Source organism: Micromonospora sp. WMMB235 (assembly GCF_001855515.1).
GTDB lineage: Bacteria > Actinomycetota > Actinomycetes > Mycobacteriales > Micromonosporaceae > Micromonospora > Micromonospora aurantiaca.
Genome location: NZ_MDRX01000001.1, coordinates 6,514,927 through 6,530,575, shown reverse-complemented (window position 1 = coordinate 6,530,575; position 15,649 = coordinate 6,514,927). Strand labels below are relative to the sequence as shown.

12 protein-coding genes are annotated in these 15,649 nt (G+C 73.4%); 4 read left to right on the top strand and 8 right to left on the bottom strand.

All coding sequences use genetic code 11. From position 1 onward, the window contains the following. Positions 1–26: 26 nt before the first annotated feature. Positions 27–1,376: a hypothetical protein gene (locus BFV98_RS29215; RefSeq protein WP_071098470.1), complete on the top strand. Its 1,350-nt coding sequence runs from the start codon at positions 27–29 to the stop codon at positions 1,374–1,376. A gap of 143 nt (positions 1,377–1,519) precedes the next feature. On the opposite strand, the gene BFV98_RS29210 is transcribed toward BFV98_RS29215, so the two are convergent. Genes BFV98_RS29210 through BFV98_RS29200 form a run of 3 tightly spaced genes read right to left on the bottom strand, consistent with a single transcriptional unit; the run spans position 1,520 to position 5,768 of the window. Beyond that, entirely contained in the window at positions 1,520–3,403 is a 1,884-nt protein-coding gene (locus BFV98_RS29210; protein ID WP_369830093.1) for a PucR family transcriptional regulator, read from the bottom strand. A gap of 56 nt (positions 3,404–3,459) precedes the next feature. Further along, positions 3,460–4,911 (bottom strand): argininosuccinate synthase, encoded by a 1,452-nt coding sequence (argG, locus tag BFV98_RS29205; protein WP_013475951.1) that lies wholly within the window; start codon positions 4,909–4,911, stop codon positions 3,460–3,462. Between the two features lie 44 nt (positions 4,912–4,955). After that, on the bottom strand, positions 4,956–5,768 hold the full coding sequence (locus BFV98_RS29200; protein WP_369830092.1) for a TrmH family RNA methyltransferase: 813 nt from the start codon (positions 5,766–5,768) through the stop codon (positions 4,956–4,958). Between the two features lie 102 nt (positions 5,769–5,870). On the opposite strand from BFV98_RS29200, the gene BFV98_RS29195 reads away from it, so the two are divergent. After that, positions 5,871–7,703, top strand: a complete 1,833-nt coding sequence (locus tag BFV98_RS29195; RefSeq protein ID WP_071098466.1) for a thiamine pyrophosphate-requiring protein — start codon at positions 5,871–5,873, stop codon at positions 7,701–7,703. Positions 7,704–7,707: 4 nt separating this feature from the next. On the opposite strand, the gene BFV98_RS29190 is transcribed toward BFV98_RS29195, so the two are convergent. Next, a complete protein-coding gene (locus BFV98_RS29190; RefSeq protein ID WP_071098465.1) occupies positions 7,708–8,268 on the bottom strand; it encodes a dihydrofolate reductase family protein in 561 nt (186 codons plus the stop codon). A 121-nt stretch (positions 8,269–8,389) separates the two neighbouring features. On the opposite strand from BFV98_RS29190, the gene BFV98_RS29185 reads away from it, so the two are divergent. Next, complete coding sequence (locus tag BFV98_RS29185) at positions 8,390–9,052, top strand: thymidylate kinase (RefSeq protein WP_071098463.1); 663 nt, start codon at positions 8,390–8,392, stop codon at positions 9,050–9,052. A 14-nt stretch (positions 9,053–9,066) separates the two neighbouring features. Here the strand turns inward: BFV98_RS29185 and BFV98_RS29180 are convergent, their stop codons facing one another. The 4 genes from BFV98_RS29180 to BFV98_RS29165 all read right to left on the bottom strand — a co-directional run bounded on the left by BFV98_RS29180 (position 9,067) and on the right by BFV98_RS29165 (position 13,889). Next, positions 9,067–11,268: a transglycosylase domain-containing protein gene (locus tag BFV98_RS29180; protein WP_030272709.1), complete on the bottom strand. Its 2,202-nt coding sequence runs from the start codon at positions 11,266–11,268 to the stop codon at positions 9,067–9,069. A gap of 102 nt (positions 11,269–11,370) precedes the next feature. Beyond that, on the bottom strand, positions 11,371–12,174 hold the full coding sequence (locus BFV98_RS29175) for a hypothetical protein (RefSeq protein ID WP_013475946.1): 804 nt from the start codon (positions 12,172–12,174) through the stop codon (positions 11,371–11,373). 129 nt (positions 12,175–12,303) lie between these two features. Next, the gene (locus tag BFV98_RS29170; protein ID WP_013287363.1) at positions 12,304–13,410 is read right to left on the bottom strand and encodes an SPFH domain-containing protein; all 1,107 of its coding nucleotides are present in this window, start codon (positions 13,408–13,410) and stop codon (positions 12,304–12,306) included. A 5-nt stretch (positions 13,411–13,415) separates the two neighbouring features. Further along, complete coding sequence (locus BFV98_RS29165) at positions 13,416–13,889, bottom strand: NfeD family protein (protein WP_013287364.1); 474 nt, start codon at positions 13,887–13,889, stop codon at positions 13,416–13,418. Positions 13,890–13,987: 98 nt separating this feature from the next. Here BFV98_RS29165 and BFV98_RS29160 point away from each other — a divergent pair, with 98 nt between their 5' ends. Next, positions 13,988–15,298, top strand: a complete 1,311-nt coding sequence (locus tag BFV98_RS29160; protein ID WP_071098461.1) for a serine hydrolase — start codon at positions 13,988–13,990, stop codon at positions 15,296–15,298. Positions 15,299–15,649: the final 351 nt, after the last annotated feature.

Genomic DNA, 15,649 nt, shown 5'->3' with positions numbered 1-15,649 from the left:
GGACGAACCAGGGCCTAGTATGGCGTGTGCCCAACGAGCAGCTGCGGCGGATGGACGCCTTCACCTTCCCGTCCTACTCGATCGACTTCGCCACCGGCGAGGTCCTGTTCGACTACGCCCTGACCGGTCCCGGCGGCGAGCAGCGGTTCACCGAGGTGATCACGCTTCCGCTGCCGGCCGAGCCGGTCTCCGACGCCACAGCGGCCACCCTGGCCCGGGTGCTGGAGCTGCTGCACGTGGTCGCCGGCGTCAGCTACTACAAGGCCGCCGCGCCGCCCCGGCTGGTGCTGCCCGCACCGCTGGGCGCCGCCGCCGTCGCGCTGGTCACCGCCGTCTACACCAAGGGCCTCGCCGAGTACGCGTACCGCAACGAGCTGCCGCACGTGCTGGAACTGCGTCCCGAGGTGCCGTCGGGCACCGTGGACCCGGCGGTGCCGGTGGACAACTCCGACCGTCGTCCGCTGTCGGCGGTGGGCGGAGGCAAGGACTCCATCGTCACGCTGGAGGCGCTGCGCCGCGCCGGCCTCGACCCGGTGCCGTTCTCGGTCAACCCGAACCACGTGATCGTGTCGGTGAACGAGGCGTCCGACCTGGTGCCGCTGGCCGCCCGGCGGCGGCTCGACCCGGTGCTGTTCGAGCTGAACGCGGCAGGCGCGCGCAACGGGCACATCCCGGTCACCGCGATCAACTCGCTGATCGCCGTGGCCACCGCCGTCCTGCACGGGCTCGGCCCGGTGGTGATGTCGAACGAGCGTTCCGCGTCCGACCCGAACCTGATCTGGAACGGCCACGAGATCAACCACCAGTGGTCGAAGGGCGTCGAGGCGGAAGGGCTGCTGCGCGCGGCGCTGGCCGAGCACGCCGGGCTCACCGAGCCGTACTTCTCGTTGCTGCGCTCCCTGTCCGAGCTGCACATCGCCCGGCTGTTCGCCGAGATCGACCGGTACGACGCGGTGGTGACCAGCTGCAACGCGGCGTTCAAGCTGCGCGACGCGAGCGAGCGCTGGTGCCGCGACTGCCCGAAGTGCCGGTTCGTGTTCCTGGCCATGGCGCCGTTCATGCCCCGGGAGCGGCTGACCGGCATCTTCGCCGGTGACCTGCTGGCCGACGAATCCCAGATCCCCGGCTACCGGGAGCTGCTCGGCATCGACGGGCACAAGCCGTTCGAGTGCGTGGGCGAGGTGGAGGAGTCGGTGGTCGCGCTGAGCCTGCTCGCCCAGCAGGACCAGTGGCGCGACGTCCCGGTGGTGCGCGCTCTGGTGGCGGCACTGCCCGACACCGCCTGGCAGGCGGCGGCCACCTCCGACGTGTTCACCCCCGGCGGCGACAACTACGTCCCCGCCCTCTACGCCAAGACCCTGACCGCCCTGACCTGACCGCCCACACGTCATCGATCTTGGAGTTGTGGCACCGCGCAGACCTCGCTTCAGGGGCATTACGGGCGCCACAACTCCAAGATCGACGCGGGACAGCGCGGAGGGGCGGAGGGCGGGACGGGCAGGGTTTGGCCCGGGCGGCGTCAGGGGGTGCGGATGGCGTCCAGGGCGAGCAGGGCCACGTGCAGGGACAGGCACCTGTCCACCGAGTCGAGGTCGGCGTCGAGGATGCGGCCGATGCGGGCCAGCCGTTCGTAGAACGCCGGCCGGGACAGGTGCGCGGCGGCCGCGCCGGCCGACTTGTTGCGCCCCTGCTCCAGGTACGCCCGCAGCGTGCCGAGCAACTGCTCCCGCGGGTGCTGGGCGTCGTAGGCGAGCAGCGGCCCGAGTTCACGCTCGACGAACGTCTGCAACCGGGGCTCGTCACGCAAGAGGTGCAGCAGCCCGGCCAGCCCCACGTGCGGCAGCCGGTAGCAGGGCAGGTCCCGGGGATCCCGCCGCGCCGCCTCCGCCACCTGCCGCGCCTCGATCAGTGACCGGCGTGCCTCGCGCAGGCTGCTCACACCGGACCCGGCCGCCACCACGATCGCGGCCCGGGGCGGCGCGTCGGCCGGTCGCGCGCTCCCCGATGTCACGGCCCGTCCGGCGGGCCGGTCAGGCGACTCCGACGGGCGGGACGCCGGGCGGGCGGCGGGGGCGGCGTCGAGGCGTACCCGGCGCAACGCCGCGGCGAACGCGGACAGTGCCTTCTCCTCGGCGGCCGGGTCGGGGAGCGCCAGCAGCGCGCCCACGGCCTGGTCGTCGAGCGGGCTGGTCAGCGCGGTGAGCTTGGCGTCCCGGACGGCCTGGCTGACCGCCTCGGCGAGGTCGCGCAGCCGGGCGGGGCCGGCTTCCGGGTCCTCGGCGTCGGTGTCGCGGCGCGCGCCCCGGCGGGCAGCCGGCTCGTCGTCGGGGGCGCCCGTGTCACCGGACGGCTCGTCGGCGCGGTGCCGGACCACGACGCCGACCAGGTGGCGGCGGTCCAGGACGACGCCGAGCGCCTTGGCGCGCAGCGCCACCTCGTCCACCGGACGGGTGTGGTCGATCAGGGCGGTCAGCAGCGTACGGTGGATCTGCCGTTCCAGGCCCTCGGCGTCGCGCCGGATCAGCCGGCCCAGCGCCAGCGTGGAGGCGGCCCGTTCGATCAGGATGGTCAGCCGGGTCGGCGGGGTGGACTCGGTGGCCGGCCAGCGCAGCAGCAGCCGTCCCCAGTCCTGTCCCCGCGCGCCCACTATGGTGACGAGCCAGCCGCTGTCCGGGTCGTACGCGGTGCGCCCGGGCGGGCGGATCTGCCGCGAGTGCCGTTCCCAGCCGTCCAGCAGCAGTTGGGCGTTCTCCCCCGCCGGGTCGTACGCGAGCACCTGCCGGGACAGGTTCTCCAGCACCATCGGGCAGCCGGCCAGTTCGGCGGCCTGCCGCAGCACCTCGGCCGGTTCGGCGCCCTCCACCGACAGTTCGGTGAACCGCTGGTGGATCTCCTCGGTGGCGCGCAGCTCGGTGAGCTGGGCGTCGACGATCAGCGCGTGCACCGCCTCGGTGATCCGGACGAACGGTGTGCCCCGGCGCAGCTCGATCAGGGGCAGGCCACGTCGTTCGGCGGCGGCGGCCATCACGCGTGGCACTCCGCTGACATAGCGGCGGCCCAGTTCGACCACCAGCCCGGAGACGCCGACGTCGGCCAGGGCGCCGATGAACTCGCGGAGGCCGGCGTCGTCGCCGGGAAGGCCGATCCCGGTGGTGAGGACCAGTTCCCCGCCGCCGAGCAGGGTGGCGATGTCGGGCACCTCGGCGATGTGCACCCAGCGCACCGACCGGTCCAGCCCGGCGTTCCCCGCGACCAGGCGCGGCGCGCCGTGGCGCACGGGCACCAGGTCCAGCACCTCACGCACGGTAGGGAACACGGGCGACACGCTACCCTGCGTCACCACCGTTGCCGAAAGCCACACCGCCCGCCGGCCCGCGGGGAGGCGGGACCGGCGGGCGGTCAGGTGAGACGAGCCGCGGACCGCTGCCCGGAGGGACGACGGTCCGCGGACGGCGGCGATCAGTCGACGCCGAACTCCATCGCGGCCCGGTCGAGCGCCTCGTCCTCGGCGGTGGGCACGCCCCGGGAGGCGATGGCCTCCGCGCCGCCCTGCGGCATGGCGCCGATCAGCCCGGTCGAGGCCGCCTGGGCGGCGCCGACGATCCGCTGCGGGGTGCCGCCGCCGACCATGCCGACGGAGGCGTACTGCTCCAGCTTGGCCCGGGAGTCGGCGATGTCGAGGTTGCGCATGGTGAGCTGGCCGATCCGGTCGGCCGGGCCGAACGCCGAGTCCTGGGTGCGCTCCATCGACAGCTTGTCCGGGTGGTAGCTGAACGCCGGGCCGGTGGTGTCCAGGATCGAGTAGTCCTCGCCCCGGCGCAGCCGCAGCGTGACCTCGCCGGTGACCGCCGTGCCGACCCAGCGCTGCAACGACTCGCGCAGCATCAGCGCCTGCGGGTCCAGCCAGCGGCCCTCGTACATGAGGCGGCCGAGGCGGCGGCCCTCGTTGTGGTAGTTCGCGAGCGTGTCCTCGTTGTGGATCGCGTTGACGAGCCGCTCGTACGCGGCGTGCAGCAGCGCCATGCCGGGGGCCTCGTAGATGCCGCGGCTCTTGGCCTCGATGATCCGGTTCTCGATCTGGTCGGACATGCCCAGGCCGTGCCGGCCGCCGATGGCGTTGGCCTCCAGCACCAGGTCGACGGCGCTGCCGAACTCCTTGCCGTTGATCGTCACCGGGCGGCCCTGGTCGAAGCCGATGGTGACGTCCTCGGCCGGGATCTCCACGGACGGATCCCAGAACTTGACGCCCATGATCGGCTCGACGGTCTCGATGCCGGTGTCCAGGTGTTCGAGCGTCTTGGCCTCGTGGGTGGCGCCCCAGATGTTGGCGTCGGTGGAGTACGCCTTCTCGGTGCTGTCCCGGTAGGGCAGGCCGCGCTCCAGCAGCCACTCCGACATCTCGGTGCGGCCGCCCAGCTCGGTGACGAAGTCGGTGTCCAGCCACGGCTTGTAGATCCGCAGCTGCGGGTTCGCCAGCAGGCCGTACCGGTAGAACCGCTCGATGTCGTTGCCCTTGAACGTCGAGCCGTCGCCCCAGATCTGCACGTCGTCGGCGATCATCGCGCGGACCAGCAGCGTGCCGGTCACGGCCCGGCCCAGCGGCGTGGTGTTGAAGTAGGCCCGCCCGCCGGAGCGGATGTGGAAGGCGCCGCAGGTCAGCGCTGCCAGCCCTTCCTCGACCAGGGCGGCGCGGCAGTCGACGAGGCGGGCGACCTCGGCGCCGTAGCTGAGCGCGCGGCCGGGCACCGAGGCGATGTCGGGCTCGTCGTACTGGCCGATGTCAGCGGTGTAGGCGCAGGGGACGGCGCCCTTGTCGCGCATCCACGCGACGGCTACCGAGGTGTCGAGGCCGCCGGAGAAGGCGATGCCGACACGTTCGCCGATGGGCAGGGAGGTGAGAACCTTGGACACAAGGAAGATTATGCACGGTCTCGCATGGTCATGCAAGCCGTACGTCAGAGCGCGTCGTCCCGCCCCAGCTCCCAGAACGCCACCGCCGCGGCGGCCGCCACGTTCAGCGAGTCCACACCGCGCCGCATCGGGATCACCACCCGCACGTCGCTGGCGGCCTGCGCCGCCGCGGTCAGCCCCGGCCCCTCCGCCCCGAGCAGCAACGCCGCCCGCTCGCGCTGCGCCGGGGTCAGCCGCCGCATCGGTACGGCATCAGGCGCCGGTGTCATCGCGAGCACCGTGAACCCGGCCGCCCGGACCTGGTCCAGCCCGCCGGGCCAGCTGTCGAGCTTGGCGTACGGCACCGCGAACACCTCGCCCATGCTGACCCGTACGCTGCGCCGGTACAGCGGGTCGGCGCAGGTCGGGGACAGCAGCACCGCGTCGACGCCGAGCGCGGCGGCGCCCCGGAAGATCGCGCCCAGGTTCGTGTGGTTGTTGACGTCCTCCAGGATCACCACCCGCCGGGCGGCGGCGAGCACCTCGTCGGCGGAGCGCAGCGGCTTGCGGTGGAACGACGCGAGCACGCCCCGGTGCACGTGGAAACCGGTGGCGCGCTGGAGCACGTCCGGCGTCGCCGCGTACACCGGCGCGTCACCGGTGTCCAGGTCGGCGAGCTGGTCCACCCGCTTGGCGTCGACCAGGTACGACCGGGCCGGGTAGCCGGCCCGCAGCGCCCGCCGCAGCACCAGCTCCCCCTCGGCGATGAACAGCCCGTGCGGCGGTTCCCAGCGGGTACGCAGCTCCACGTCGGTGAGCGCGCGGTAGTCGGCGATCCGGTCGTCGTCGGGGTCGGTGATCTCGTGGACGGGCACCAGGCGATTCTGCCCGGCCCGCCCGGCCGCTCCGGCGCGGGCCGGGTTTCCGTCGTCCCGGGCGGGGAACGGAGCCGGAAGGCCGACGGTGACGGAGGGACCACGATGGGCGCGGATCACGACGGCAACCTCCCCCGCGACGCCACCGTCGCCGACTACCTGGTGGCCCGGCTCGCCGAGTGGGGCGTGCACCGCTACTACGGCTACCCGGGCGACGGGATCAACGGCATGACCTCGGCGTTGCAGCGGGCCGAGGGGCGGGCCCGGTTCATCCAGGTCCGGCACGAGGAGACGGCCGGTTTCGCGGCCGGCGCGCACGTCAAGTACGGCGGCGGCCCGCTCGGCTGCGTGGTGGTGACCAGCGGCCCCGGCGCGATCCACGCCCTCAACGGCCTCTACGACGCGAAGCTCGACCACCAGCCGGTGGTGGCGCTGCTCGGGCACACCGCGCTGCCCGCCGAGGGCGGCGGCTACTACCAGGAGGTGGACCTGCTCTCCCTCTACAAAGATGTGGCGTCGGCGTTTCTGGCCCAGCTCGACGACCCGTCGCAGGCCCGGCACCTGGTCGACCGGGCCTGCCGCACGGCGCTGGCCCGGCGTACCGTGACCGCCCTGGTCCTGCCCTCCGACGTGCAGGACCTGCCGGCGGTGCCGCACCCGCCGCACGCCCACGGCTACTACCACACCAGCGCGGTGCCGAGCAGCGAGCCGACGGTGCCGCCGGAGGCCGACGTGCGCCGCGCCGCCGAGGTGCTGCGCGGCGGCGAGCGGGTGGCGATGCTGGTCGGGCAGGGCGCGCTGGGCGCCGAGGACGAGGTACGCCGGATCGCCGACCGCCTCGGCGCCGGGGTCGCCACCGCGCTGCTCGGCTTCACCGCCGTCGACCACCGGCAGCCCTGGGTGACGGGCGCGATCGGCCTGCTCGGCAGCCGGCCGAGCTGGCAGCTCATGCGCGAGTGCGACAGGCTGCTGATCGTCGGCAGCCAGATGCCGTACTCGGAGTTCTACCCGCCGGAGGGCCAGGCCCGGGCGGTGCAGATCGACATCGACGGCACCCGGATGGGGTTGCGTTACCCGACCGAGGTGAACCTGACCGGTGACGCCGGGCCGACGCTGCGCGCCCTGCTCAAGGAGCTGGGCCCGGGGCCGGGCCCGACCGCCTGGCGGGCCACCCTCGCCGACGCCACCGGCAAGTGGCGGGCCTCGCAACGCGAGGTCGCCGCCCAGCCGGCCGACCCGGTCAACCCGCAGTCGCTGTTCACCTCGCTCGACGACTCGCTACCGGGCGACGCCATGCTCGCCGTGGACTGCGGCACCGCCACCGCCTGGTACGCCCGGCACGTGCGGGTCCGCCCCGGCATGCTGGCCAGCCTCTCCGGCACGCTGCTCTCAATGGGCGGCGGCATGCCGTACGCGCTGGCGGCGAAGTTCGCCCACCCGGACCGGCCGGTGATCGCGTTGCTCGGCGACGGCGCGATGCAGATGAACGGCGTCAACGAGCTGATCACGGTGGCGAGGTACTGGCGGGAGTGGGCCGACCCCCGGTTCGTGGTGCTGGTGCTCAACAACCGGGATCTGGCCTTCGTCAGCTGGGAGCAGCGGTCCGGCGAGGGCACGCCGATGTTCCCGGACAGCCAGGACCTGCCGGACGTCGCGTACCACAGGTGGGCCGAGGTGCTGGGCCTCGGCGGTGAGCTGGTCGACTCCCCCGACCGGGTGGACGGCCTGTGGCAGCGGGTGCTCGACGCGGACCGCCCGGTGGTGGTGAACGCCGTGGTGGACCCGGCCGAGCTGATGCTGCCGCCGCACTTCACCGTCGAGCAGGCCCGCAAGACCGCCGCCGCGGTGCTGCGCGGGGACAGCGACCGGGCCGGCATCATGCGGCGCGGCGTGCCGGCCGCGCTCGCCACGTACCGGCCCCGCCGCCGGGGCCGCTGAGGCGTCAGGCCCGCCCGTAGCGCAGCAGCACCGACCGTCCGTCGAACCGGCGCGTCTCGACCAGCCGCAGGCTCTGCCGGGCCAGGCCGGGCAGCACCTGCCGTCCGCCGCCGAGCACCACCGGGTGCACGATCACCTCGTAGGTGTCGACGAGCCCGAGCGCGGCCAAGGCCGTCGCCGCGCCGGTGCCGCCGGTGACCAGCAGGTCGCCGGGGAACCGCTCACGGACCTCGGCGAACTCCTTCGCCAGGTCGCCGCCGCCGACCACCACGGCGCCGTGGGAGGCCTCGGCGAGCGTGCGGGAGACCACGATCTTCGGGGTACGCCGCCAGATCGGCGCGAACGCCAGGTCGTGCGGGTGGTCGGAGATCGACTCGACCTGCGGCCAGTAGGAGGACATCATCTCCCACACCCGCCGCCCGTAGACGAAGGCGTCGGCCCGCTCGGCCAGCCCGATCGAGTACGCGGACAGTTCCTCCCCCATCTCCGGCCAGTCGAACTCGCCGTTCGGGCCCTCGATGAAGCCGTCGACCGACGTGTGCACCCCGTAGACGACGTTGCCCATGCGCTGCTCCTCCGCGTATCGGCGCGTCCCGGTCGGACACGCTCACCGGTGGGTCGGAGCCGCCCGGCCGGATCCGACACGTGCCGTGGAGAGTTGTCCGGGTGCGTTAGCGTCCGGGCCCATGGGCCGCCCCGTGATGATCGCGCTGATCGGCGTCGACGGCTCCGGCAAGACCACCCAGGCCAGGGCTTTGGCGGCGCGGCTGCGCGAGCAGGGCGTCCGGGCTCGGTACTTCGAGAACGCCGGTGGGCGGCCGCTGTGGAACCGGCTGGCGCGGGCGCTCGGCCGCACCGACGGGATGGCGCTGTTCGGCCGTACCGTCTATCCGGCGCTGGAGGCGACGGTGCGCGCGGCGGCGATGGCCCGGACCGTCGCGGTGGCCCGCCTGACCGGACGGGTGGCGGTGCTGGACCGGTGGACCTGGTGCCAGGACGTGATCATGGCGGCCCGCGGCGACCGGGGACGGCGCGCGGTGCGCGCCGCGTACGCCGTCTTCCCGCGCCCGGCGGTGGTGTGCTTCCTCGCCACCTCGCCCGGGGTGGCGCAGCGGCGGGTGGCCGCGCGGGGCATCGACACCGAGGAGCTGGCGCACCTGCGCGCGCTGGACGCCGCCTACCGGGCACTGCCGGAGTTCGGCTCGTTCGTCACGCTCGGCGGCGACGGCACCCCGGACGAGGTGGCCGCCGCCCTCGACGCGGTCGTGGACGCGGCCGTCGACGCGGTTGCGGGTCCGGCGCCGCGGCGCGGCGTTAAGAAGGGGCCCTTCCTCTACCGGAGGCGTTAAGAAGGGGCCCTTCCTTACCCGCGGCCGCGCAGCCAGCGCAGCACGTCGGAGGGCAGCTCGCTGTCCTGGCGCTGCTCGCGGCGGTCCGGCTCGGTCCGGCGGGGCGGCTGCGGGCGCTGCGGGTCGCCGACCAGCGCCCGGCTCGGCGCGGTGAAGTCGGCCACCGGCTTGCCGGCGAGCGCCGTCTTGATGGTCCGGGCCACCGCGTCGATCACCTTGGCCTGCACGGCGGAGCCGACCAGGTCGGTGACGTCGTCCGGGTTGGCGGCGATGCCTGCCACCGCGACCTGCGGGGTGTAGCCGACGAACGTCTCGGTGGCGTTGCGCTCCGAGCTGCCGGTCTTGCCGGCCACCGGGCGGCCGACGATCCGGTCGACGGCGGTGGCGGTGCCGCCGTTGCACTGGTCGAACGCGGACTGCTGGCCGACCGGGCAGCGGGCCGCGTCGGTGGCGGCGCGGGCCACGTCCGGTTCGAGCACCCGCTTGCAGGACGGCTGCGCCACGTCGACGGCGCCGCCGTCCGGCGCGGTCACCGAGACCACCGGCAGCGGCGTGCAGTACGTGCCCTCGGCGGCCACCGTGGCGTACGCGTTCGCCAGGTCCAGCGGGGTCGTGGCGGCGACGCCGAGCGTGAACGCGCCCCAGTTGGCGGCGTTGTCGCGGGCGAACGCGGCGTCGGAGTCGGCCCGGAAGGTGATGCCGAGGCGCTGGGCCATCTCCACCACCTTGTCCTCGCCGACCTGCTCGGCCAGCCAGACGAAGTACGTGTTGACGGAGCGGCCGAAGCCGTCCCACATCATCCGGTAGCCGTCCATCCACTGCGGGTTGGCGTTCGCCGGGCACCACGTGCCGTCGCAGTTGCCCTCGTCGTCCGAGGCGTACCGGGTGGGCAGCCTGCTGGGGGCGTCGAAGCCGGTGGACAGCGGCTTGCCGGCCTCCAGCGCGGCCAGCATGGTGAACATCTTGAACGTCGAGCCGGCCTGGTAGCCGTCGACGCTGGCGCCGCCGGAGATCAGCGGGTTGACCGTGTTCGGGTGGTTGGCCTGCCCGTCCGGGTTGGCGTCGAGGCTGTAGTGCCGGTTCACCGCCATGGCGAGCACCCGGCCGGTGCCGGGCTCGACCGCCGCGATCGGCAGCGCCCGCTTGTTGCCGTACCCGTAGACCTTGGTGGCCTGCTCCTGCGCGGTCTGCTGGATCTCCGGGTCGAGCGTGGTGACGACGCGGTAACCGCCCCGGCGCAGTGCCTGCTCCCGCTCCTCGGGCGTGCTGCCGAAGGCCGGCTGGGTGAGCCACCAGCGGCGCAGGTAGTCGCAGAAGAAGCCCCAGTCGTCGTGCCCCTGGGCGGTGGCGGTGCAGCCGTTGGGCTGGGCGGTGGGGCGCAGCGTCAGCGCCTCGGTCTTCGCCGCGGCGGCCTGCTGCGCGGTGATCGCGCCGGTCTCGGCCATCGCGTCGAGCACGTACCCGCGCCGGGCCAGCGCCTGGTCCTTGTCGCCGTCGATCGGGCTGTACGCGTCGGGCGACTGGACCAGGCCGGCGAGCAGCGCCGCCTCGCCCAGCGTCAGGTCGGCCGGGGCCTTGCCGAAGTAGCGCTGGCTCGCGGCGGCGACGCCGTACGCGCCGGAGCCGAAGTACGCGATGTTGAGGTAGCGGTTGAGGATCTCGTCCTTTGAGAGCGACTGCTCCAGCGCGTTCGCGTACCGGATCTCCTGGAGCTTGCGCCCGACGGTCTGCTCGGTGGCGGCCTGCCGCTCCTCCGGGGTGCGGTTCGGGTCGGTCTTGAGCACGTTGCGGACGTACTGCATGGTCAGCGTGGACCCGCCCTGCTCGGTGCCGCCGCCCTTGACGTTCGCCACCAGCGCGCGGGCGATGCCGCGCAGGTCAGCGCCGCCGTGCGAGTAGAACCGCCGGTCCTCGGCCGCGATGATCGCCTGCCGCATCACCGGGGCGATCTCGTCCAGCGACACGTCGGTGCGGTTCACGTCGTAGAACGTGGTGATCAGGGTGGTGCCGTCGTTGGCGTAGAGGTAGGAGCGCTGCGGCTGCACGGGGGTGCGCAGCGCGTCGGGCAGGTCCGCGTACGCGCCGAGCGCGGCCCGCGCGGCGAACCCGCCGAGCAGGCCGCCGGGAAGCGCGGCGAGCGCGAGGACGAGCCCGGCGAGCAGGCCGGCCAGCAGCACGGTGAACAGCCGCGACAGCGGCGACCTGGGAGACGGCATGGACTCCAGGATTGCCACGAAAGCCGCCTACCGGCCACCTCGCCAGGCAACTGTCAGTTACCTCACGGCAACCGTTCAGCTCCCGGCGGCCGGACGAACCGGTCATCCGGCGCCGAGTGGGCCCTTCGGTGACGTCGGCGGCACCGGTGCGGCGGCGACGCTGGCGGCTGCGGCGTCCCGGGCGATGGTCTCGGGCACCAGGCGGCCGCTGCGGTAGCCGATGCCGATGCCGGCGACCAGCACGAAGATCGCGCCGAACGTCTGGAGCGAGCCGATCAGCGCGCCGCCCAGGCCGAGCAGCGGGGCGGCGATCATCAGCATGGTCCCGTCGCCGTAGGAGAACATCCCGGACCGGGCGACCGACCAGCCGGTCAGGAACCAGCCCACGCTGTAGAGGGTGGCGCCGAACAGCACGATGCCGCGCGCGGTCACGCCGAACACCGGCGTCTGCTCGGCCAGCCCGGCGAACGGCAGCATCAGCACCATCCCGCCGATGCTCGCCAGCAGCCCGGCCAGCGCGACGCGGCGGCAGCGGGTGGCGGCGAGCAGGCCGGTGAGCGCGAGCAGGGCGAGCAGCCCCAGCCACACCGAGGCGACCCAGCCGACCAGGTAGAGCGGCCGGCCGTCGGCCGGATACGGGTCGTTGCCCACACCGCCGTCGCTGGCCATCGCCACCAGGCCGTAGAGGACCGCGTACGCCGGGAGCAGCCAGACCGCCGCGCGGGCGAACCGGCGGATCGACCAGGCCCAGGTCGCGTCGGTCGCCGGCGCTCCCGGGCCGGGTTCGGAGACGAACGGCAGGACCCCGAAACCCCCTCCGGTACGCCGGGAGCCGATCGGACCGGCGGGGTCGTGCGCGCCGGGGACCGGGGTACGGGAGAACAGCCGGTTCGCCGGGTCCTTCATGCCTCACCTCGTTCGCGCCACGGGCGGCCCGGGACGCGCAAACGGCGCTCCGGCCCTGCTCACCACCCGTCCTGAAACCGATGGTGGCAGTCGCCGGAGCGCCGTATGAGGGATTCTCGGATTTGCCGGTCAGCCCCGCTCGCGCTGGTCCGCCGGGTCGTTCACCAGGCTGGCCGGGGACACCGGCTCCGGCGCGGGCAGACCCTTCGGGTTGTTGCCGCCGGTGGCCTGCGCCTCCGCCACGCGTACCTCGTCGTGGATCTCCTGGGCCGCGACGGCCGCGGCCTGGGCGGCCTCGGCGGCCTCCCGCTCGACCTCGCCGGCGCTCTTGGCGGCCTCCGGCGACGGCACGTCGCCGGCCATGTTCGCGAGCCCGCCCAGCGCGCCGCCCATGCCCTCCAGGGCCTTGGTCAGCTCGGTCGGGACGATCCAGACCTTGTTGGCGGTGCCGTTGGCGATCTGCGGCAGCGCCTGGAGGTACTGGTAGGCGAGCACCTTCTGGCTCGGGTTGGCGGTGTGGATCGCGTCGAAGACGGTACGGATCGCCTTGGCCTGGCCCTCCGCCTGGAGGATCCGGGCCTGCCGGTCACCGTCGGCACGCAGCACCGCGGCCTGCTTCTCACCCTCGGCGGTGAGGATCTGCGACTGCTTGTGCCCCTCGGCGTTGAGGATCGCGGCACGGCGGTCCCGCTCGGCGCGCATCTGCTTCTCCATCGAGTCGCGGATGCTCGGCGGCGGCTCGATCGCCTTGATCTCGACCCGGGTCACCTTGATGCCCCAGCGGCCGGTGGTCTCGTCCAGCACGCCGGACAGGTGCCGGTTGATCTCCTCGCGGCTGGTCAGCGCGCGCTCCAGGTCGAGCGAGCCGATCACGTTACGCAGCGTGGTGACGGTGAGCTGCTCGATGGCCTGGAGGAAGTTGGAGATCTCGTAGGTGGCGCGAACCGAGTCGACCACCTTGAAGTAGAGGACCGTGTCGATCGAGACGACCAGGTTGTCGGAGGTGATCACCGGCTGGGGCGGGAAGCTGACCACCTGCTCGCGCATGTCGACCTTGGTGCGCACCGCGTCGACGAACGGCACCAGCAGGTTAAGGCCCGGGTTCAGCGTGCGCTTGTACCGGCCCAGCCGCTCCACCACGTCCTGACGCTGCTGCGGCACGATCCGCACCGCCTTGAACAGCGTCACCACACCGATCAACGCCACCGCGATCATCAGGATCGCCAGAAACTCCATACCGTTCACCTTTTCGCTTCGGGCAGCTCACCCGGGGTGGAAATGTCGTCCTGCCATACCAGGGCGGTAGCGCCCCGGACCTTGATCACCTGCACCCGCTCACCCTCGGCGTACGTGCGCGTCGCGTCGTACGAGCGGGCCGTCCACAGCTCACCATCGATCTTGACCATGCCCCGGTCGGCGTCGACCGGCTCCAGGACCACGGCGGTGGCCCCCTCCAGCGCCTCGACCCCGAACGGCTGCTCCCCGGTCTCCAGCGTCGGCCGGGCGTGCCGCCGGACCACCGGACGGACCACCGCCACCGACAGCGCCGACACCGCCGCGAAGACCACCGCCTGGAGCGCCACCGGCGCACCGAGCGCCGCGGCGCCGGCGGCGGCGAACGCCCCGACCCCGAACATGATCAGGAAGAGCGTCGTCGTGAAGATCTCGGCGACCGCTAATACCACACCCAGAACGATCCAGAACACGGCGTCCACGAGAACAATCCTGACACGTCAACGCACGTGTCATCGAACTGTCATGATCGCTAGGCTCGGCACGGCGTACCGCGGCACCCGCCGACGAGGAGGACGACATGCCCCTGCTGCCCGAGACCGCGCGTCAGGTGGACCTGCTGGTCGCCCGGGCCCAGGCCGAGGGGCGCGGTCCCTCGCTCGCCCTCGGCGTGGTCCGCGACGGCCGGCTGGCGCACCTGGCGGTCGCCGGTGAGACGCCCCGCCCGGACGGCGACCTCCAGTACCGGGTCGGCTCGATCACCAAGACCATGACCGCGGTGCTGGTGATGCAGCAGCGCGACGCCGGCCGGCTGGCGCTCGACGACCCGCTCGACGCCCACCTGCCCGGCACCCCGGTCGGCACGGTGACGGTGCGCCACCTGCTCGGGCACGTCAGCGGCCTGCAACGCGAGCCGGACGGCGACTGGTGGGAGCGCGCCGAGGGCACGGACCTGGACACGCTGCTGGCCGGGCTGACGCCGGACAAGATCGCTCATCCGCCGCACTTCGTCTACCACTACTCGAACCTGGCGTACGGGCTGCTCGGCGCCGTGCTGGAACGGATCACCGGCACCCCGTGGGCGGACCTGCTGACCGAGCGGCTGCTGACACCGCTGGGCATGCGCCGCACCACGTACCACCCCACCGAGCCGTACGCCCCCGGTTACGTCGTCCACCCCTGGCACGAGACGCTGCGGGAGGAGCCGCGTACCGACACCGGGGCGATGGCCCCGGCCGGGCAGCTCTGGTCGACGGTCGAGGACCTGGGCCGCTGGGCGGCGTTCCTGGCCGACCCGGACCCGGCGGTGCTCTCCCCCGCCACGCTCACCGAGATGTGCGCCCCAGTGGTGATCAACGACCTGGACTCGTGGACCGGCGGCCACGGCCTCGGCGTGGAGCTCTACCGGGTCGGCGACCGGGTGTACGTCGGGCACGGCGGCTCCATGCCCGGGTACGTCGCCGGCCTGGCCGTGCACCGGCCCACCCGCACCGCAGTGGTCAACTTCGCCAACGCGTACGGGCTGCGCGGCCACCACGTCGGCGCGCTCGGCCGGGAGGCGCTCACGCTGGTGCTGGACGCCGAACCGGCCGCGCCCGCCCCCTGGCGCCCGGCCGGCCCGCCCGCCGCCGACGTGGCCGCGCTGACCGGCCGCTGGTGGTGGATGGGCGGCGAGTACGAGTTCCGCGTCGACGCCGCCGGTGACCTGGTCGGCGGTCAGGTGGGCAGGCCGGTGCTCCGGTTCACCCCGGAGGGCCCGGACCGGTGGCGGGGCCGATCCGGCTCCCAGGACGGCGAGATCCTCACCGTCATCCGAGACGGTTCCGGCACCCCGACAGCCCTGGACATAGCCACATTCGTCCTGACCCGCACCCCCGACGAACTCCCCTGACAGCCCCGCCCGACGCCCCACCCGCGCCCGCCCCCACCACGCCCCACCCCGCCTCGCCTCGCCCCCGTCGATCTTGCACTTGCGGCCCGCACTTCGCCCCATATGCCCGATCCACGCGGACCACAACTGCAAGATCGACGCACACTCCGGCCACCCTCACCCCGGTGATCAAGGAGTTTGTGTCGGCGTTGATCTCCGATACGCCCACAAACTCCTTGATCAACCTGGCGAGAGGCGCCCGGGACCGGAGACGAGGGGTTCGGGGCGGGCGGGGTCGGTGCACGGCGGGTCCGGGGGCGACCGTGACCGGCGCAGGGACCAAGCCTGACCGCCCGGAGCCGGGCACGGTCG

What these genes read in the sequence shown, in the direction of transcription:
- BFV98_RS29170 (WP_013287363.1), bottom strand. Translation starts at nt 13,410, where the DNA reads ATGGAGTTTCTGGCGATCCTGATGATCGCGGTGGCGTTGATCGGTGTG.
- BFV98_RS29185 (WP_071098463.1), top strand. Translation starts at nt 8,390, where the DNA reads ATGGGCCGCCCCGTGATGATCGCGCTGATCGGCGTCGACGGCTCCGGC.
- BFV98_RS29190 (WP_071098465.1), bottom strand. Translation starts at nt 8,268, where the DNA reads ATGGGCAACGTCGTCTACGGGGTGCACACGTCGGTCGACGGCTTCATC.
- BFV98_RS29160 (WP_071098461.1), top strand. Translation starts at nt 13,988, where the DNA reads ATGCCCCTGCTGCCCGAGACCGCGCGTCAGGTGGACCTGCTGGTCGCC.
- BFV98_RS29195 (WP_071098466.1), top strand. Translation starts at nt 5,871, where the DNA reads ATGGGCGCGGATCACGACGGCAACCTCCCCCGCGACGCCACCGTCGCC.
- BFV98_RS29180 (WP_030272709.1), bottom strand. Translation starts at nt 11,268, where the DNA reads ATGCCGTCTCCCAGGTCGCCGCTGTCGCGGCTGTTCACCGTGCTGCTG.
- BFV98_RS29175 (WP_013475946.1), bottom strand. Translation starts at nt 12,174, where the DNA reads ATGAAGGACCCGGCGAACCGGCTGTTCTCCCGTACCCCGGTCCCCGGC.